This is a genomic window from Cytophagia bacterium CHB2 (assembly GCA_030263535.1).
GTDB lineage: Bacteria > Zhuqueibacterota > Zhuqueibacteria > Zhuqueibacterales > Zhuqueibacteraceae > Coneutiohabitans.
Map to the genome: position 1 here is coordinate 1 of SZPB01000070.1, position 21,071 is coordinate 21,071.

A 21,071-nucleotide genomic window follows, 5' to 3' on the forward strand; every position below is an offset into this window, starting at 1 on the left:
ATCTGCACCAGCACTCGAATCTCTCGGACGGCATGGGCACAGCCGATGATTGTTACACGCGCAGCCGTGATTTTTATCAATGGGATTTTGCCGCGCTCACGGATCACGAATGGTTTGTGCGCAATCGCTTGCTGCCCTCAGAGTGGGAATATCTCAAAACGATCACTGCTAGCTTCAATGCGCCGCAAGACTTCATCACGCTGCCGGCTTACGAATGGACGGCCGCGCGCTGGCCCAACGGCGCGGGTCACAAGAACGTTTATTTTCGCGATGAGTCCTATGCGATTTTCAGTCTCGCGGACAGCAACGCCAACTCCACGGCCAAGCTGTTTGCGCGCTTGAAAGCCGAAGGCGCGATTGCGTTTCCGCATCACATTGGCTGGACCGGCGTCGATTGGCAAAATCATGACCCGGTGGCACAGCCGAATGTGGAAATCATTTCGGTGCACGGCGCCTTTGAATACATGGGTAACGAGCCGATCACGCATCGCGGCGGAACGCCCGGGATGTTTATGCAAAACGGCCTAGCGCAAGGGCTGCGCTTCGGCGTGCTCGGCGCCTCCGACGGTCACGGCTTGATCTGGCATCACGGTATTGGCCGCAAACGCGATCCCTGGGTGCAGGGTTTGGCAGGCGTGTGGCTCAAAGGCAAGCTCACGCGCGCCTCGTTGTATGAAGCGCTACAGGCGCGGCGCGTTTATGCCACCAGCGGCGTGCGCATTTTGCTGAATTTCAGCGCGGATAATCATGCCATGGGCAGTGAATACACCACCAACACGCCGCCCAAGTTGAGCGCGCGCGTTGCCGGCACGGGAAAGATTCGCTACGTTTACTTGCTGCGGGACAATCAAATCATTCATCAACACGGCGGTGATTTCGGCGTGGGCGATATGGTGAGATTCGAGCTGATTGACGAACAGGCCGGCCCGGGCACGCATTGGTATTACGTCCGTGTGGTTCAAGATGACGGCGAAATGGCGTGGTCAAGTCCGATTTGGGTGACGATGGAGTGAGTATTTTTTAGGAGTACCGTCTTAATAATTTACTCATTTCCTTGAAACCGCGAATAAACGCTAATAAGCGCGAATGATAAATATATTAGCGCATATTCGCGTTTATTAGCGGTTGCAGAAAATGCCTGTGTTATTCAATTGCCATTACTTCATCAAAATAAGTTTGCGCGTTGCCGTAAACTCGCCGCTGTGGCGTGAATGGGCACGCAGGCGATAGACATAAACACCGGAATTCACCACCTGATTCGCTTGATCGCGGCCGTTCCATCTCACCGTGTGTGTGCCCGCCGGCCGCTCGCCTTCCAATAACATTCGCACCAAGCGCCCATTCAGATCATACAACTCCAACCGCACCAGCGCTGCTTCTGGCAGATCAAATTGAATGTTCGTTTCAGGATTAAAGGGATTGGGAGAATTCTGCCGCAAGGTGAATTGCAACGGCAAATTGCCGGAAGACTTCTCTGCCACGCCGGTGACCAGCGCCAATGCGTTGAAGCTCAGCACAGGCAACTCCGCGTTTGCCGCGCGGGCTTCCAGCCGGTTGATCCCGACGCCCGGCCCCATGCGCCAAACCGCTTGCACCAGGCCGTTGCTGTCCGAAACAACGATGGCGTTGCTCAACAAGCTGCCGCCGCCGGCTACCACCGTAAACTGCACCTCCGTCGCTGCTGGTGGATGGCCGAGCTTGTCGCGCAAAACTGCAATCACCGGTTCGTCCAGCGGCTCATTGATGACGCCGCTTTGATTATTCCCGCCGGCGATTTCAAACGTCGTTGCGGGCAGCGGCGTGAAGGTGAGGCGCAGGCTATCGGCGAGCTTGAGCGCCGGTGAGACAACATAGGCCGAAACGGTTTTAATCCCGGCTTGCATCGAACGCAGCTTCGCCGTCGCTCTGCCATTGGCATTGGTGGGCGCGTCCGGTTGTGTGATGAAATTGCCGCGGCCGGAAACTTGAATGTGTACCTGCTTGCCGGCCACCGGCTGGCCGAATTCATCGCGCAAGGTGATGGTAATAGCAGCCTCCGCTGCGCTGTCTGCCGGAAAACTCGCGCCGGACGCGGCGGTGACACGCGAAAGCGTCGGGCTGATGGTTGCAGGCGTGGCTGTCGCAAAGTAGCTGATCGGCGACTGGCGCAGTTTCGCGCCGTTGAATTCAGCTTTGACATTTGCTTGCTGGCTGCTGAGATTTTGACCGAGTCTCCAAAATGCCGCAGCATAACCGCTGCTATCCGTAAGCACGCGAATTTGAGTAGTGTCGTTGGCGAAGCTGCCGCCGCCCGCAACCACGCGAAACGTGACGCCAAAATTCTTTGCCGGCGCGCCCTGCTCATCAAACACGCGCACGACGAGCGGCTCCGGCAAGGTTGCGCCGGATTGCCCCGTCTGTTGATTGCCGCTGATTTCAGCCAGCGAATCCGGCGCTGCGGTGATGAGATTGAAACGCGCTTTCAAGGCCGGGTTCTGGCCGGATTGAATTTCTATTTTGGTAGTATCTCCATAAATCTCGCCGGCAAAGCATGACGCCGCAGCCGTGCCATCGTTTGCGGTTGTTGTTTCGAACGTTTTTGCTTTTCCGCTAAACCACCCGCTGCCTGCAACAATGGCAAATTTCACCGACTCAACAGCAACGGGATTGTCCAAAGCATCCAAGACGCGAACAACGACGGGCGCAGAGGCTTTGCCGGCTGACACGATTTGGCCATTGCCGCTGACAAGATTAATTTTTGCCGCCGCGCCGATTTTCGCCGTGGCCTGGCAACGAATCGGCGAACCGCTTAAACCATTCGCGCGAATTTCGACTTCATGACGACCCGGTAATGTGCCAAGCGTCCACGCCGTCTGCGCGCGGCCATTGGCGTCCGTGGTGACGGTGCGCGTGCTGTCGCCCTGCAAATGGCCGTGACCGCTCACGATGGCGAATTGCACGGCAAAACCGCTCACCGGCGCGCCGAAGCGATCGGTTACTTGCGCCACCAGCGGTTGCGCCAACGGCTTGCCCACGTCACCGGTTTGATCGCAGCCGCCGGCTAACGCAAGCTGCTGCCCGATACCGTCGCCTTTAGTGCGGATTTTAAGAACGTTCGAGAGCGCACTCACATGCCCGACTTCATCATACGCGCGCATCGCAACATAATACGTTTGATAAATCTGCAAGCCGTTGATTACCAGAGTTTGTGTTTCACCGGCGCGTTTAGGCGCCGGTGGGGGCGCTGCGGCTGCTGCTGAAAAATTGTTTGCCGTGATTGGCTCGGTCGAATAACGAATGTCATAACGGTGCGCCTGGCCGTCCCAATTGTTATCGCCCGGCGCCGACCAGGTTAGCGTGATCGAGGAGGAGGTACTGTCCGTGCCGCGCAGATCGCTCACCGCGCCTGGCGCGATCTTGTCGTTTTCCAGCCAGGTCACAGTGAAATCATCCACCGCATTGTTCAGATTCTCGCCATGAATGAAAACGCCCACGTACCAATCTTCATAAACACCGAACTCCTTGCTGCTGTCTGCACAGGTGGCATCGAGACTATCATTTACAAAGTAATCAAAATAATTCGCAGCGCTGCGCTGGCGAATGACGGCCGTCACCACGTCACCGGCAACCGGATTGCGAACATTTGCCGGTTTTTGATCGACGCTCTTGCCCTGCCCCCAGGTGTATTCCCACGTGCCGTAGCGCACGATCCACAACCAGACTTGGTGATAATTGGTGCGGTGCCACAGCCAGTAGCCGCTGCCGGTGGTTGACAGGGTGTCGATCATCAGAGCGTGTGCGCCTTCCTTGATGCCAATCGAATCCGCATGCTGTCCCCAGCGATAGGATACCGAATGCAATCGCCGCCCCGGCTTGTTGTAGACCGGATTGAAGACGGCTAAATAACGCCAGCCATAAATCGCCTCCGGCGTATGCGTCAGCTCGCCGTCCTTGATTCTCCAGTAGCGCTTGTCGTGCGTCCAGTGATCGCCGATCTCGGCGCGATTGAAGTCGTCGATGACGCTGATGGTATCCACGCCATTGCGGCCCGCCGGCCAGTGCAGACGGACAGCGGCCGGCAGTTGCAGCGTCTGGCGCAGGGAATCGCTATGAGGGGAGGGCCGGCCTTGCGCGAAAGCCGAAACCGGGAAGGAAGAGTATTCTAGAACAAACAAAAGTGTTAGAGTCAGCAAACAAGGCGGTGAACAACGCAGCATGCGTTTTTCCTTTCCAAGCATGTATCATGGCCAAAGCTTCAGAACGATTGACAAGCTTCATTGCCGCAAGCGGCAAAAGAGGTGGGGAATATCGGCGGCTGAAGGCAAAAGCCAAGCCAGGGGATTATGATTCTTCTGCAATTGCGCCTTTTTAGTTGAAGGGCAGAATGCTCAGGAATATCAACGATATTATAGGCGCGTTCACTGACGGATGAAGAATCAGGACAGGAAGAGTTCACGCACAAGCAACAAACCGCCTGAGTCAACGCGGAACATTGTGCAGGACTGAAACGGTTGGTTCAAGAATTTGCTATCAACACCAAAATTTTGACTTGAGAATTACCGTTGCTTCGGCCATATTTTTTCCTATATTTGCGCTTACACAGACAGGAGAGATCATATGACCGCACTCTTATCACAGGCTTTTAATAAAGCCGCAGAGCTTCCGGAAACGGTTCAAGAACAAATCGCTCAACAATTACTCGAAGATATTGAAGCGGAGCTAAAGTGGGATCAAACCTTTGCCAAGACGCAGGATCAACTTGCAAAGTTGGCAGATAAGGCGCTTCAAGAAATCAAAGCCAAACGAGTCAAGAAAATGGGCTTTGATGAGTTATGACGTCGTATTTAACAGACGATTTTCGCAAGTCTTTCCGAAAGCTTCCCAGCAGAATCCAGCGACAAGCTCAAAGGAATTATCAACGCTGGAAACAAAAATCCATATCACCCCAGCCTTGAATTTAAACAAGTACACCAGAGCAAACCAATTTATTCAGTCCGCGTTGCCATCGGATGGAGAGCACTGGGTCTAAAGCAAGGCAACAAAGTGACTTGGTTCTGGATTGGTTCTCACTCTGATTACGATACGCTTATTGCCAAAGTGTAATAGAATTTCTAAGCGGAACTCTATCATCCATCTACCATCTACGACCTTCCCCCCTCAAACACCAATCACACGAGCCGCAGTTGGCCGCATGTGACAGGCCGAAATAATCATGAATGAATGCCTTGCGGCAGCTTTCCGCCTTGGCATATTGCACCAGCGCATAGAGTTTTTTCTGTTCGCGTTTGAGCTTGTCGTCGAGTTCCGCTTGCGTGCTGAGCCGCTGCGGCAGTTCGCTTGTTACAATCAAATTTCTTGTCTCGAGCGCGCCCTCGGTAACGCCATAACGGTCGAGCATGCCCAGCGCGGTTTCCAGGCGAAAATCATGCTTGTTCTTGAAATGCAATTTTTCCTTCAAACCTTCCAGGCCATAGGCGTTGACTTTATCGGCATCGTCGAGCAGGAAATGATAAACCCGGTCATAAAACGCCGCATTGGGATTGTTCCACTGGATGAAATCCATTTGAATCAACAGATCCTGCTCGTCGTAAAGCAAGACACACTCGGCATGCTCGCCGTCGCGGCCCGCGCGCCCGATTTCCTGATAATAGGCCTCTAGCGAGCCGGGCACTTCGGCGTGCAACACGAAACGGATGTTATCCTTGTCGATTCCCATGCCGAAGGCATTGGTCGCCAGCACCAGATTGCCCTCGCCCTGCATGAATTGATTCTGCACACGCTTGCGCTCCGCCGCCTCCAAATCGCCGTGATAGCGCAGGTGGCGCACGCCTTTTGAGTTCAGTTGTTCACTAAACGTCTGCAAGGTTTTAATCAGCGCAAAGTAGACAATGCCGTTGCCGCGCTGGCGTTGCCGCATGCTGATGATCTGCTCTAATTTTCGTTCCTGCCCCCAAACCTCCGCCACGGCTAAATGCAAATTCGGCCGCGCAATGCCTTCGTGAAAGAGTTTGATCTCAGCAGCCTTGAGGCCGAGTTGCTTGACGATGTCGTCTTGCACTTCGGGCGTGGCCGTCGCTGTCAAGGCGATGGTGGTGGGATGGTTGAGCACGCCACGAATCTCGCGCATGCGCGTGTAATCCGGGCGGAAATCATGCCCCCATTGGCTGATGCAATGCGCCTCATCGATCGCCAGCAAATCGACGCGGCGTTGGCGCATCAACGCGACGAATTCCGGCTTGCGAAAACGTTCAGGGGTGACGTAGAGCAAACGGTATGCGCCTTCTGCCACCGCGGCATAGCGCGCTTCGCGTTCCGCGCGGCTCAAGGAAGAATTGATATAGGCCGCTTCCATGCCTTTGCCCACCAACACGTCGACTTGATCCTTCATCAGCGCAATCAACGGCGAAATGACCAGCGTCAATCCTTCATTGATTAAAGCCGGGATTTGATAGCACAGCGACTTGCCCATGCCGGTGGGCATGATCACCAGCGCATGCCGCTTTTGCAAAACATGCGCGATGATTTCCTCCTGCTGGCCGCGAAACACAGTATGGCCGAAATATTTTTTTAAAGCCTTTTGCGGGGTCATGTGACGTCAGAAAAATTTGGTTGGGCAGTATGATTTTAGCCACTGATTTACACGGATCTGTACGGATTTCAGAAATTTATTTGGTGTCCGTCCGAAATCACAGCCTCCGAATAAAAGTGCTCCTGCAACGGCTTGGCCGTTGCATTGATCTCGCTGTGTGAGGCGTGCCAAATTGCGCGGCTGTGATGAAACAATATCACTTGCGGAGAGGCATGCGCGATGCCGCTTACTGCGGCAATTTGCCTGCTACTTCACCATATCCTTGCTGACAAGGCGAAGAGGGATATATTTTTCCCGGTTTTATTTGCGAACAAGATAAGCAATGGCCTTGCGCGCTGCAAGCATAAAGTCCGGACAGCCTTCGGCAAGCTCAGGCTGCGACAAGCCAAATTCTGCTATCTTAATTTTGCATGCCGAGGAGTGCCATTCAAATAACCGTTTCATTTTTGAAACCGCGAATGAACGCGAATATTCGCTAATTTAAAATTCGCGTTTATTGGTGTCCCTTCGCGGTTTCGTCGAGCGGTGAGCTTTTGGATTTGGCTGAAGTAGCGCAAGCTTATCTTGTTATGGCATCATTGCCAACGCAGTTTAAATCAAGAAAATTCTTGATTTCACGCTTGTTTGGCGCGTCCCAAATTCTGCGAATATCTTCGCACGGGCTAAAATGACTTGACAGGCAGGGCAAAAGCTTTTATATTGGCCTTCCACATTTGCTCTTCGATTGACGCGAATCTTGAAGAGCAGCACAGGCGCGCCGGATGGCATGACAATACGATATCCCGCACGCATTTCCCCAGGAAGGGACCTGTTTCTTCGAGCAGGAGTTCGAACCAATCCTCTGAGGTCAACACAACCGCAAAGCGAAAGGTCTACACCACCTGCATGCACACGCGATACACTCTCTCCTTCTCGAGCTGTTCGAGATTACCGGCGCTTTCATTTTCAGTAGAATATTCCCACCGTTTAACGGCGTCATCTGCTATTGTCTTTTACCATAAGTTCAATCCACAATAGTTCTTCGTTCCAATAATCTTTTATGGAGGTACGCGATGGGTAAAGTGGTAAAAATTTTTGCGTTGACGGTATTGGCGGCGTTGGTTGCCGGATTTCTGGCGCAACCGGCGCAGGCGCAATACAACGCCGGTCCCGGGTTTAAAATTTCGTGGGCGTTGAATCCCCGCACGGATGCTAATTTTAGAGACGTGGAATACTTCGGCAGCAGCAAGGTCGAAGTTGGAATGGACTTTGACCGCGACGGCCGCCGTGAGATTCTGTTTGCCACCGATGAAACCCTCTCCCCCGCCGGGCCGGATCCCGGCTTCCTTGATGTTTATCTCTACGAAGCTGCCGGCAACGATCAATATGAACATGTCTGGCATTACACCATGCCCGAGGGCACCAACTCCTTTCCCGCGCTGACCTATGGCGACATTGACAGCGACGGCAAATGGGAAATTTATTTTGGCGTGCCCACTATCAACAACCCCAACAAGCTTTTTATCTTCGAGCAAGATGACACCGGCGCGTTTCCGGCGAACCCTACGCTCACCTATGATTACGGCAAAGATGTGGCGCTGGATTTTCGGCCCTCCGGCATCAAGCTGGATGACGTGGACGGCGACGGCAAAATCGAAATCATAACCCAATCCCGCACCGGCAGCCGGCGCGAGTTGGTGGTGGCGCAACTCACCACGCCGACGCTCGATGAATTCGCCGGGTTCGCCGTGGAGTTTTCCGCGGGTGAAGATCTGCTCGGCGGCGGCGGCCCCTATGATGTTGACGTTGCTGATTTCGACGGCGATGGTTTGCGCGAAATTTGGTATAACACGTGGGACAATTTCAGCTTTACCATTTTTGAAGCCACGGGCCCGGATGCGTATGCGTTGCAAGTCGATCTCAATGGATTGTTTCCGGAAGTTGATCCCGGATCATTCAATCGCCATAAACTGTTGTTTGCCAATGTTGACGCCGATGCGGCGCTGGAAGCCTGGTTCCCCATGACCAATGGCGTGCTTTACTTCCTTGACAATGTTTCCGATGTGTCAACCTTGACGGTTGACAACTTTAAGCGCGTAGGCAAATTTTTTAATGCCTCTTCCTCGGCACAAGGCCCGCGCGGCGCGGATGTCGGCGATATTGACCGCGACGGCCGTTTCGACATTATTGTGAATACCGGCAACTCTGAAACCATCCACCGCATCGAATATCTTGGCATTGGCTCGCCGGCGGATTCCAGCAGCTATGCGTGGACTGAGATTTTGGAGAGCGCAGGCGAACCGATTGATTATTGGTATCCGCTGCGCATATCGCCGGTCGATCTTGACGGCGACGGGCTGCGCGAAGTGGTGATCACTAACCGTTATGCCGACGATCCCAGCCAGCCGTTGATTTTGGTGTTGGAGTATGATCCCAACACGGCGGAGAAGCTAGCGGAGGGATGGGAGCCGCGCACTCAGATCTCACATACCGATGCGGCAGATCCCTTGTATGCGAGTCAATCATCTCGAAACAGCCGCTCAGTCATTGGTGGTTTTGATCTCGACCAAGACGGTAAGAAAGAATTGATTGTCACCGATTACGCTGCGGCTGCTGTGAGAGTTTTTGAATACGATCAGCAACAAGACGTATTCGAGCAAGTTTGGGCTTCACCGGTTGATACTGCCGATAATTATAATTTAGTCAGAGGAAATCCTCGCGTCGTAACCGTTGGCGATCTCGACGGGGACAATAAATGGGAAATCATTTTTCCATTGGCTACATTACCTCCGGGATGGCGCGTATTCGAATGGGATGGCGTTACCGGCAGTGACAATTATGGCACGACTTACTCTTCGCTCATTAACACTGAAATCGATAGCTGCTGCGCTTCGAATCCGAATTTTTTCAACGCCGAACACGAGGGCATTCCCTTTGTTCTCGATGTTGATAATGACGGCAAGCAGGAAATTCTTTTGAGCAACCTCCGGGCCGTTAGCGGGGGCAAGCGCGGCCTGATGGTAACGTCGGTCATCGGAGACATTGAGCACAATTCTGGAGGCGGCTTCGAAACCTGGGTAAGCGAGTTTTTTGTCGATCGGGGTGAATATGGCGGCGGCTCACCGTTTCACGCGGTTCCTGCAGATTTGGACGGCGACGGCACATGGGAAATCATCAATCATACGTTCAACTTTTTTAACTTGTACAACGTTGACGTGCTTGGAGCGGATTCTTATCAAGCGCCCGATCCCACTTCACCTACGAGATTTTTTCAGGCGACAGCCCCGCGTGATACACGCGCCCTTTTCGGCGGTGCGACTGGGGATGCAGACGGTGATGGCAACGATGAAGCCTATTTTGTGAATTTCGACACCGGTGATCTCTATGTCGTTGATTACAACCCCGGTGATGATGTTCTTTCTATTGACGGCTCGCACGTTGTAAATGTCATCCCAAGATTCGCCAGCTTTTCTACTTCAGTGTTTGATGTCGACAAAAACGGTCGCGCGAATATCTTTTCCGGTGCCACTTTCCCGCGCACCATTGTGAGTGCCGAATTGGCCGGAAACAACCCGCGCGATCCTTCCGGTTACGTGACGAAAGTCATTTACAGCGGCGAGCCAGACATCTTCACCGGTTCCGAAGCGAATCCGATCGACATTGTTGTAAAGGATTCATTGGGTATCATGACCACAACGCAAACGATTCACGGTGTGTTTGCTGCCAAAGTGCAATCAAATTTCAATCGCCAGCCGATTGATTTTGACAATGACGGTGACTATGAAATTATTGCCTGCTTCCAAGGCAATCAAGACAGCATTGGAACTTTGAATTTGACCTGGAATACCGCTACCGCAAGATACGATTCCGTGTTGACGAAAGTCAAGAATCCAAAGAGTTGGTCGGTGCAACGCTTCGAATTTACAGGCGGCGGTGTCGGTGTGGAGGAGCACAAAACCACCTTTATCACGCCGGATGACTACGTGCTGGAGCAGAATTATCCCAACCCGTTTAATCCGGCCACGGCGATTCGTTACACCTTACCCATCAACAAGCGTGTTTCGCTGCGCATTTATGACATGATGGGCCGAGTCGTTCGAACGTTGGTTGATGATCAACTTCAGAGCGCTGGGCGGTATGAGATGAAGTGGGATGGAAAAAACGTGAATGGACAAAGAGTCGCCAGCGGCGTTTACATCTATTCGCTGGAATTCGGTAATTTTAAGAAGGCGAAACGTATGACGTTGGTGAAGTGAAATCTCAAATTAACCTTGCGAGGGCCAAGAGCCTTCGCAAGGTTAATATCGCTTTGCAGAGGTTGATGGTGGGTTGACATCTGTTTTCTTTATTTTGAAAGTCTGAGAGATGTGTTAGTGTTTATGAAAAGGGCATATTTCATGTTCATTGTTGAGAAACGACAAAGACCACTGGGGCAATCACGTTGCCATCGAGAAGGCGATTTTAAAAAATACCTAGAGTTATGATTTTGAACACAACAACAGCAATCATTTTAATCAATCGAGGCCTGAAATGTGTCGGAATAAATCTTCGCAGCCTACAAATCCCTTGAGAATTGCTGGAGTTTTCATTTCTATTTTCTTTGTACTAGCAGGAACTTCATCTACATCAACTGATAGTGGTGCGTACCCCAAAATGCTCAAAGAACCCACCCGGACAGTTTCTGCATACGGGCCACTATACTATCTCAATGATAAACAACCTCCCACGGAATGATTTCAAGAGTTCGAGTTTTATTTTGACGAACAATCATACGGAGAAATTGTCTGCGTTCGATGGGAGTTTAATGCTAATGGACCCTGGCAAACCCTACCTAGCAATGGCTTTCAACGATCCAACGCAGATGATCATCTCGGCGAAACATTCGAAGTTCGTGCGGTCGTTCAGTATTATCTTGCAGGTCAAATAGAGACTGAGAGTTCCAATGAACTGACCATTGGTATTGGTGAACCCTTAGGAGTGCAGCAGGGAACTCACCCGGGTACATACTATGGTGCGTGTAATTAGCCCTAACCAAAACAGGGTCAAAGGCATAACACTTCAATTGCGTTGGCATTTGGGACAGTAAGAACTACGCAGTTGTCATTGGCGTTTACCTCTATTCACTGGAATTTGGCAACTTCAAGAAGATCAAGCGCATGACGCTGGTGAAATAAATTTTGTGTTAAGCCTTGCGAAGGTCAGGTAACTTCGCAAGGCATAAATTGACTTTGAGAAAGTCGACAGGCAGCTATCTTCTGTTTATGTCCAAAGAGGAAGAGGACGGAAATTGTAGGGAAGAATAAGTTTCTCGTTGAGGGCTTGCAAAGATTGCCACCAGTGTACACTGCCGCAAGTTGAGATTAAAATCGTAATAAAGGTATTCCATAATCCAATGGTACTTTTGATTTGTGGAGGCCTACGATGTATCGAAAAATATTTTCACCAATTCTTGCGATTGTAATCGGAGTTTCGTTTCCAACTATCCTTAGTCTTGGCAAAACACCCTCTACATCAGTTGATGGTGGAAAGGTAACGCCGGCGATGGAACCCACTGTAACAATTTCATTATATAGAGAACATAGTGGTGGTGAAACTCCTTACTATTGGGTCAATGAAGCAAAAAAAGAGTAGTTAGCCTATTTACAATTCAACGGCTCTGAGCCAGATAGTTATATCGATTGCATTGAATGGTGGGTTGATCAACGAACCGGAACAGGCTTTCAGCTTTATGGCACAGCTTCTGGTGGTAATCGTAAAAGACTTGAAATTGATGGTAATGCAATACCAGGAAATGTTCACGTTTTTGATATAAAAATAAAAGTTCGTTATGAACTTCCGCCAGGCCCATTACCTTTTGTTGTATGGTCTCCAGTTATTGCAGTTGGGGCAATCGGTGACGATAACTGGCCAGTGAATCCTGGGCTTAACTTGGGCGACTACTTCTACGTTTGTTCTGAATGACACTGGCGAAGCCTGGCTTGGGCAAGGCATGGCTGTACAGTTCAAAAGAACCAAAGCGTAAGCCCGGTTTCATTTTTGTGTGCTTCACTTGTGTTGTTGTTTGTTGCAACAGGAATTTCATTTTAACAAGAAAGGTACTATCATGAGTCTGTTCAGCAAAATTCTCGAGAAACTCGGCTTCGGCAAACCGGCAGCAGAAACGACTTCTGCTGCGCCGACCGCTACCACAACGCCGCAAGCGCCGGCTGCGATTTCAGTGGTTGATGTGATGTCCAAACTCGAAGGCCTGGCCGCCGCCAATCCCCAGAAGCTCAATTGGAAAGTTTCGATCGTCGATTTGTTGAAGCTTTTGGGCCTGGACAGCAGCTTTACCGCGCGCAAAGAGCTGGCAACCGAGCTGGGATGTCCCCCCGAAAAGATGGGCGACTCCGCGCAGATGAACATGTGGCTGCATAAAACCGTGTTGCAAAAGCTCGCCGACAATGGCGGCAACATTCCGAAGGAACTTCTGGACTGACAGATTGCGGCGCGTGAGTATGTTGGCTGCGCGCGTTTCTTGATTTACCGCCCGGGCGGAAGTGTTCACCGGTTATGAAGCGACACAGGGCAGCGAAGTTGCATCCGAAAATTTTCAAGCCACTGATGAACACGGATTTTCACGGATAATTATTATCCGTGGGACAACACCGCCCGGGCGGTGTTGTCATTAAAAGATACAAGACGGTTGCATGTATTTTCTCTATTCCAATACAAAGACGATAATTTTGACTTGTTGAGTTTCGGCTCGCTCGGAATGGGTTTATGTTATCCGTGTTTCATCAGTGTGTATCCGTGGCGATTATTCTATTTTAAAGTTACCCGCATCAACCGGCATAGAATCAAAAAATTAAACGGCATATTGTGGTTGTGTGCATTCCATGACTTACTGCCCGGGCGGTTCCGCCTGAAACTCGTTACACTCTTTCGGAGGGTTGCATAATGATGGTTGATAAGAAACACCTGAGCAGCGTGTGGCTACTCTTGGGTCTCTTTTGTTTCTCCTTTTCCGCCCTTGCCAGTGGTGGTAAAATTGCCGGGCGCGTGCTGGACAAGCAAACCGGCGAGCCGCTGCCGGGCGTGAACATCGTGATCGAAGGCTCGACGCTGGGCGCCGCCACGGACATTGACGGCAACTACGTCATTCTCAACGTGCCCTCGGGCAAATACACGCTGCGCGCCTCGTTCGTGGGTTATGGCAGAGTTCGCATCGAAAACGTGCGGGTGACGGTGGATCAAACCACCCGTGAGGATTTCCAGATGTCGGCGGAGGCCATTGAAGGCGAGGAAGTCGTCATCGTGGCCGAGCGCCCGCTGGTGCAAAAGGATTTGACCGCCTCGCAGCAAGTCCACACCGCCGAGGAAATCAAAGCATTGCCGGTGGAAACCTTCATCGGTGTGCTCACCACGCAGGCGGGCGTGAACACCGGCGCAGATGGCACGCTGCACATTCGCGGCGGCCGCTCGAATGAAATCGGCTACTATATCGACGGCGTGCCGGTGGCCAATCCTTTCTTCACCAACAGCCTGGCCAACAACGTTTCGAATCAAGCGCTGGAAGAGTTGAAGGTGATCAGCGGCGCGTTCAATGCCGAATACGGCAATGCCATGAGCGGCATCGTCAATCTGCAAATCAAGGAAGGCGGCGCGGATTACAAAGGCAGCTTTTCCGCCTACACCGGAGACTATCTTTCCAATGGCAAGGAAATCTTCTACAATATTAATGACATCAACCCCTTTGCGAATTACGTGCTGGACGCCACGCTCAACGGCCCGGTGCCGTTTACCGGGAACAAGCTGACGTTCAATCTCAGCACCCGCTATGACGACGACGAAGGCTTTCATTACGGCATTCGTGAGCATGTGCCCGGCGATTCCGCCAATTTTGAAGACGACAACAATTGGTACATCGAGCGCGGCGGCGACGGCACGTTTGTGCCGATGAATCCCAGCAAGGACGTCAATGTCCTGGGCAAATTGACTTTTCGCCTGGCGCCGCGCGTCAAGCTCTCTTCGCAGATTTTATATGATCGCGGCCGCTACAAATCCTATGTGCATGATTACCGCTTCAACCCCGACGGTACCTACAATTATCGCGACGACAACTACAATTATTCATTCAAATTGAATCACGCATTTACCAAGAGCTTTTACGAGATTAACGTTTTTTACGCCACCACGGATTTCAAACAGTTTGTTTATGAGGATCCCACCGATCCGCGTTATGTGCCAACCACGCGCATCGAAGGTTCGCCCTCGACGGCGACGTATGCTTTTGGCGGCACGCAGATGGGACATTTCTATCGCGACTCGGACTCCCATGGCGGCAAGCTCGATTTCACCAGCCAGCTCAATACCCGGCATGAAATCAAAACCGGTGTGAGCGTGCGGCGCGACCATTTGCGCGAGCGCAATATCACAATTCTTTATGATAACGATTTCTACGATGTGCCCACGGTGGTGCCGGCGAATGAAACACCGAGTCACACGTTTTATGACAAGACTGCGATGTTCTTCTCCGCGTATTTGCAGGATAAGATCGAATATCAAAATATGATCATTAATGCCGGCGTGCGCTACGACTATTTCGATCCCAACAGCGATTACATCGCCAACATTCTCGATCCGGAAGGCGGGCGCCTGCAAGCCGATCCCAAGCAACGCGTATCCCCGCGGCTGGGCGTGGCTTTTCCCATCACCGATCGCGGGGTTCTGCATTTCTCCTATGGCCATTTCTACCAAATGCCCGAGCTGCGCCGTATTTACGGCAGCAATGTCTATGGCGCGCGCGGCTTTTCGGATTTCGGTTATGCCAATCTCAAGCCGGAGAAAACCGTCAACTATGAATTTGGCTTGCAGCAGCAACTCGGCGAGGCACTCGCCATTGAGATGAGCTTGTTCTCCAAGGATATTCGCGATCTGTTGGCGCTGCAAACCATCAGCTATCAATCGTTGCAATTCGGACCGCGCAGCTACAACATCTATCTCAACAAAGATTACGGCGCGGTGAAAGGCTTCACGCTGAGCTTGACCAAACGCCACGATCCCAACACCAAGCTCTCGGCCTGGATCGATTACACGTTCCAGAAAGCCGAAGGTAATGATGTGCGTAGCGGCGCGTTCTTCTTCAGCGCGCTGTCCGGCATGGATGAAGAAAAGCAGGTCGTGCCGCTGAATTGGGATCAACGCCATTTGCTCAACACCACGGTAACGATCAGCGAGCCGGGCAATTGGGGCGTGAGTTTCATCGGCAAAGTCGGCAGTGGCTGGCCGCATACGCCCAATATTCCGTTCGCGAACTATGTGCCGACCGCCAACAGCGGCAGCAAGCCCTGGCAAAAGAATCTCGATCTGCGCGTGTTCAAGAATCTGCGCGTGAGCAATGTCGATTTTGTGTTCTTCGCCAAAGTCTTTAATGTGTTCGATGAGCGCAATGAACGCTTCGTTTTCGACGATACCGGACGCTCGGGCTACACTTTTGTCAACCGCAGCCTGGAAGAGACGCAGGCCTTTATCCGGCATTACGGCGAACCGGGCGTGCATACCTGGTCGGAATATCAAATCCGCCCGAATTATTACAGCGCCCCGCGCTCGGCGCAGGTGGGGATGTCGCTGGAGTTTTGATCCTTGATCCTTGATGCTGGATCCTTGATGCTGGATATTTAGGGAGTGGGGTAAGCATGAATTATCGGGATTTGGAGATTTGGCAATTGTCGCGGCAGTTGGTTATTGATATTCATCGCATGACGATCGAGAAACTGCCAAAATTCGAAATGTACGAAGAGGGCAGCCAAATCCGAAGCTCCAGCAAATCAGTCAAATCCACGATTGTTGAGGGATACGGCCGGCGAGAGTATAAGCAAGACTTCATCCGTTTTCTGACTCTTGCGCTGGCTTCGAACGACGAGACTAGCGATCATCTTGATACTTTGTTCGAAACCGGCTCTCTTGCGGATGCCGTGCTTTATCAGGATCTTCACAAAAGACTGGATTTGTTGGGCAAGAAAATCAATTCCTTCAGACAATCGGTCGAGAAGCAACATCTCAGCAAGAAATGATCATCCAGTATCCAGTATCGAGAATCGAGCAACCAGAATCATTTTTTTAAACACATACACCGAGAGGGAGTTCATGAATCTCAAAATACAATCAACGTTGTTAGTCATTCTGACGCTGTGCACGGCCGTCTTGGCGCAGGAACAGCCCAAGCGCGGCTCATTGCAATGGTATCTCAACGGCCCGCAGAAGAACTGGAGCAAGGCCGAGCACGAGGATTATTATCAATGGCGCGAGAAGATTCATCAAAAAATGCTGCGCAAGCCTTCCGGCATAACCGACAATCTTGCGCCGCGCCAGCGCGCCATCATCAACGGCAACAAGATCACCACCGAGATTTGGAATTACGGCTCGATTTCAAGTCCGGGCAATCGCGTCACGGATATCGTCTGGGAAGGCTTGGGGTACGGTTATGAATTCGGCCCGTTCATCATTGCCGAAATCGAAGTGCCGCCGCGCAGCCATCGCGATGCCTATATCAAACGCGATGCCAATGACAATCCTATCATCAAGCCCAACGGCGACACCACCTGGGCGGCGATTTGCATCAGCGACGGATTGGTTTCAACGGGTTTTGAGGTTTCTCCCGACGGCCGCGAGTTTTGGGGCTGGGAGCCGCTGGCCACCAGCGATGACGGCCGCGTGCCTTATGCCAATCCGCAAAGCAACCGCATTCCCACGGTTAACGATCTTGATCGCGACGGCGACGGCAAGCCGGATAGCTGGCCGGACGGCTGGTACAATCCGAATCTAAAAAGATACGTTTGGCCGGGCGCGCTGCGGCAGGGCGCGAGTAATGCCGATATGGAATCGATCTTTGTGTGTGATGATCGCCGCAATCGTGAATTTCAATATTATCCATTTGTCAACGACTCGACGCGGCGCGGCCTCGGCCTGGAAGTCGAGTTTCGTTATTATCAATGGTCGAATCCGCTCGCCGAAGACATTATTTTTCTGATTTATAAAATTACCAACAAAAGCGACAAGGATTTGAACAATGTGACGTTCGGCATGTGGGGCGATCCGCATATCGGCGGCCCCAGCAACTTCGGCGATGATTTGTCGTTTTTTGACCGGTCGCGCAACATGGTGTGGTCATGGGATGAAGACGGCTTGAGCGACGTTGCCGGACGCCGGCCGGGATATTTCGGCTATAAATTTTTAGAAAGCCCCGGCTTTCCCACGGATGGCATCGATAACGATAACGATGGCTTGGTTGACGAAAGCCAAACTGACGGCCTCGACAACGACGGTGATTGGGATCCGGAGAAACACGATGTTGGCGTTGACGGCGTGCCCAACACCGGTGATCGCGGTGAGAACGACGGCGTGCCCACGGCCGGCGATCCCTTCGACATTCGCGAACCCGGCGAGCCGAATTTCGAATTCACAGATTTGGATGAATCTGATCAGATTGGTTTGACCAGTTTTGCGGCGCCTTCATTCGGCGGGCAAAACGTCATTTCCAACGACGATTTTATTTTCCGTAACTATATGACCGCCGGAAAATTCGATTCGGCGAATACTACGCAAGCCGGCGATTATGTGTTTCTCTACGGTTCCGGGCCGCTCACGCTGCCGGCCAAGTCCATCCGCCGCTTCTCGATCGCGTTGCTGGTCGGCCAGAATCTCAATGATTTGATTTTGAATGCGGAAACCGCGCAGCAGATTTATGAGATCAATTATCAATTCGCCAAGCCGCCGGAGCGGCCGATCGTAACGGCGGTGCCGGGCGATCGCAAGGTCACGCTTTATTGGGATAAAGGCGCGGAGGAATCGTTCGATCCGATTTCGGAAACGAATGATTTCGAAGGTTATGTGATTTATCGCAGCACGGACCCGAATTTTGAAGATCAGCAGACCATTACCGATGCCAACGGCTCGCCGTTCTACCATGAGCCGCTTACGACCGTACTGGGCGCCTCCGCCAGATTTGATTTGGATAATGAGTACAGCGGGCTGAGTTCCATTATCGATCCGCAGCGCGGTATTGCCTACAATTTGGGCAGCAACACCGGTTTGCGCCATTCGTTTGTTGATTCCAACAATGTCATCAACGGGCAGACGTACTACTACGCCGTGGTTTCCTACGATCATGGTGATCCCGTGCAAAAGATTTCGCCGGTGGAATGCTCCAAGAACATCTCGTTGAATCCCGAAACCAACGAGCTGATTCTGGATGTCAATACCGTGCAAGTTATCCCGCGTGCGCCCACGGCCGGTTATGTGCCAGGGCAGTTGCAGGACAATGGCGCAGCGAACCGCATAGCGCAAGTCAGCGGCGTCGCCACCGGCGACCTGTGGGTCGAGGTGGTTGATCCGCGCCTGGTGGAAGATGATGACGAGTTCCGCATTACGTTCAGCAACAATCCCACCAGCTATACCATCGAAGATCTCAAACCGGTGGTGAATACCTTCAATGCGCGCCTGAATCAATTCATCAGCATGCCGAACACCAACATCAACGAGGCGACGTTTTCGCTGACCAGCTCGGACGGCAACCGGGTGTTCACGCGCGAGGTGGATTATGAATTGCAGGCGCCGGCCGGTTTCGTGCGCGCCATTCCCGGCGGCGCGATTCAGGAGCAGGAGAGTGTGCGCGCGGTTTATCGCTATTTCCCGTTGTTGAACAGCACGCGCCTGGCGTTTGAAGAGGGCAATCCCTTCTTCGACGGCATGCGGCTTTATGTCAGGGATGTCGCGCTCAATCTGGATGAAGCGCGCACAAAATGGACAAGTGCGAGCAAGACGAATTATCTCGCTTCGGTCAAACCGTTCAACGGCGTGGATCGCAACAAGTATCCCGCGGACTACGAAGTCCGTTTTTCCAATACCGTGGTAGACAGCAGCAGCCGTCCAGGCTTTGGTTACATCAAGTCGAATTTCGAAGTGTGGGAGGTCACCAAAGGCCGGGTGCCCAAAAAGCAGCGCATGGTTTATCTAGAAACCGTGAGAAACGACAGCCTGTGGAATCCCGGCGAACGCGCGATTATTTTGCTGGGCGATGATGGCCTGGTGCAAACCTGGGAGTTCACCTTCACGCCGCCCGCGGAAAATGCCGTTGCGCCCACCACCGGCGACGTGTATTTCATCGCCACCTCCAGGCCGTTCACGGCAGAAGACGCCTACAGCTTCACCACCACGGCTTCACGCATTGATGAAGTGCAAGCCACCAACACGCTCGACAAGATTCGCGTGGTGCCGAATCCCTATGTCGTGACCAACGCGATTGAGCCGCTGGACTTGCAGAATCCGCGCGATCGCGGCCAGCGCCGCTTGTACTTCGATCTGCTGCCGAAAGATTGCACCATTCGCATTTTTACCGTTACCGGCGAGTTGGTCGACACCATCGAGCATCATACCACAATGGACGATGGCAAGGCCTTCTGGGATTTGACCACGAAGGACAATTTCCCGCTGGCGTTCGGCGTTTATATTTATCACGTCGATGCCGGAACGCTCGGACAGAAGATCGGCCGTTTCGCAGTGATCAAGTAACCAAACTCGACAGGTGGATTGCGGAAAAGCAGGATCGGCATGTTCCTGCCAACCTTCTTCATCGCAGAAATTTTTGGAGAGTGAGTCCTCATGAAAGAATTCCGTTTACTCTTAGTCATAGCCTTGTTCGCTGCGGGCGCACACGCGCAGGTCGACAACACGCAAACCATCACTAAAACCGGCACAACGGTGGCGCAGTTCTTGAAAATCGGCGTGGACGCGCGCGGCGCAGCCATGGGCGGCGCGTTTGCCGCGATGGAAGGCGATTTGAGCGCGATGCACTGGAACCCGGCAGGCCTGGGGCATCATCAGGGCATTGGCGTCATGTTCGCGCACAATCAATGGCTCGCTGACATGAATTTCAATTTTGCGGCGGTTGCGTTTGATATTCAGGGTCTCGGCGTCATGGGCTTGAGCGTGACCAGCCTGGGCGTGCCGGATGATTTCGTCCGCACGGTCGAAAAACCCGAGGGCACCGGTGAATTGTTCAATGCCAACGATCTGGCTCTGGGCTTGAGCTTCGCGCGCCGTTTGACCGATCGCTTTTCCATCGGCGGCACCGCGAAGTATATCCGGCAAAACATTTGGCACATGAACGCCAGCGCGGTGGCGGTGGACATTGGCGCGTTATTCACCACGCCGTTCAATAATGTGCGCCTGGGCGCCAGCATCACCAACTTCGGCAGCGATATGCGCCTGGATGGCCGCGACATTCGCTTCAGCAACGATCCGGATCCCAACAACCAGGGCAATGTTGAATTCGTCAACGCGTTGTACGAAACCGAGAGATTTCCGCTGCCGCTGGGCTTTCGCGTTGGCATTGCCACAGAATTGATCCAAAATGACAATATGCGCGTCACAGTGGGCGTCGATGCGTTGCATCCGAATGATAACGCTGAAAGCATGAATGCCGGCGCGGAAGTCGTTCTGAATGAAATGTTTTTTTTGCGCGGCGGCTATTCCGCGCTGTTCC

The 21,071-nt window shown here is 52.4% G+C and carries 12 protein-coding genes and 1 pseudogene; 10 read left to right on the forward strand and 3 right to left on the reverse strand.

Annotation, left to right across the window (positions count from 1 at the left end; all coding sequences use genetic code 11):
* On the forward strand, positions 1-1,013 hold a 1,013-nt coding region (locus FBQ85_09335), incomplete at its 5' end, for a DUF3604 domain-containing protein (GenBank protein MDL1875350.1).
* A 144-nt stretch (positions 1,014-1,157) separates the two neighbouring features.
* On the opposite strand, the gene FBQ85_09340 is transcribed toward FBQ85_09335, so the two are convergent.
* Positions 1,158-4,217 carry a T9SS type A sorting domain-containing protein gene (locus FBQ85_09340; protein ID MDL1875351.1) on the reverse strand — a complete coding sequence of 1,020 codons (3,060 nt, stop codon included), beginning with the start codon at positions 4,215-4,217 and terminating at the stop codon, positions 1,158-1,160.
* A gap of 379 nt (positions 4,218-4,596) precedes the next feature.
* Here FBQ85_09340 and FBQ85_09345 point away from each other — a divergent pair, with 379 nt between their 5' ends.
* Complete coding sequence (locus tag FBQ85_09345; GenBank protein MDL1875352.1) at positions 4,597-4,815, forward strand: hypothetical protein; 219 nt, start codon at positions 4,597-4,599, stop codon at positions 4,813-4,815.
* A pseudogene (locus tag FBQ85_09350) lies at positions 4,812-5,082 on the forward strand (hypothetical protein). Before FBQ85_09345 ends, FBQ85_09350 begins: the two are co-directional and overlap by 4 nt.
* Before the next feature lie 31 nt (positions 5,083-5,113).
* Here FBQ85_09350 and FBQ85_09355 read toward each other — a convergent pair.
* Both FBQ85_09355 and FBQ85_09360 read right to left on the reverse strand, forming a co-directional pair.
* Positions 5,114-6,568, reverse strand: a complete 1,455-nt coding sequence (locus FBQ85_09355; GenBank protein MDL1875353.1) for an ATP-dependent DNA helicase RecQ — start codon at positions 6,566-6,568, stop codon at positions 5,114-5,116.
* 68 nt (positions 6,569-6,636) lie between these two features.
* Entirely contained in the window at positions 6,637-6,807 is a 171-nt protein-coding gene (locus tag FBQ85_09360; GenBank protein MDL1875354.1) for a DUF2847 family protein, read from the reverse strand.
* Between the two features lie 813 nt (positions 6,808-7,620).
* Between FBQ85_09360 and FBQ85_09365 the strand changes: the two genes are divergently transcribed.
* The 7 genes from FBQ85_09365 to FBQ85_09395 form a co-directional block, all read left to right on the forward strand.
* Entirely contained in the window at positions 7,621-10,803 is a 3,183-nt protein-coding gene (locus FBQ85_09365; protein ID MDL1875355.1) for a T9SS type A sorting domain-containing protein, read from the forward strand.
* Between the two features lie 1,165 nt (positions 10,804-11,968).
* Positions 11,969-12,178, forward strand: a complete 210-nt coding sequence (locus FBQ85_09370) for a hypothetical protein (GenBank protein ID MDL1875356.1) — start codon at positions 11,969-11,971, stop codon at positions 12,176-12,178.
* Between the two features lie 472 nt (positions 12,179-12,650).
* Positions 12,651-13,025 carry a DUF3597 domain-containing protein gene (locus FBQ85_09375; GenBank protein ID MDL1875357.1) on the forward strand — a complete coding sequence of 125 codons (375 nt, stop codon included), beginning with the start codon at positions 12,651-12,653 and terminating at the stop codon, positions 13,023-13,025.
* Between the two features lie 461 nt (positions 13,026-13,486).
* Complete coding sequence (locus FBQ85_09380) at positions 13,487-16,168, forward strand: TonB-dependent receptor (protein MDL1875358.1); 2,682 nt, start codon at positions 13,487-13,489, stop codon at positions 16,166-16,168.
* A 56-nt stretch (positions 16,169-16,224) separates the two neighbouring features.
* Entirely contained in the window at positions 16,225-16,602 is a 378-nt protein-coding gene (locus FBQ85_09385; protein MDL1875359.1) for a four helix bundle protein, read from the forward strand.
* A gap of 73 nt (positions 16,603-16,675) precedes the next feature.
* Positions 16,676-20,098, forward strand: coding sequence for a hypothetical protein (locus tag FBQ85_09390; protein MDL1875360.1), 3,423 nt, complete (start codon positions 16,676-16,678; stop codon positions 20,096-20,098).
* A 90-nt stretch (positions 20,099-20,188) separates the two neighbouring features.
* A partial coding sequence (locus FBQ85_09395) for a PorV/PorQ family protein (GenBank protein MDL1875361.1) occupies positions 20,189-21,071 on the forward strand: 883 nt, incomplete at its 3' end.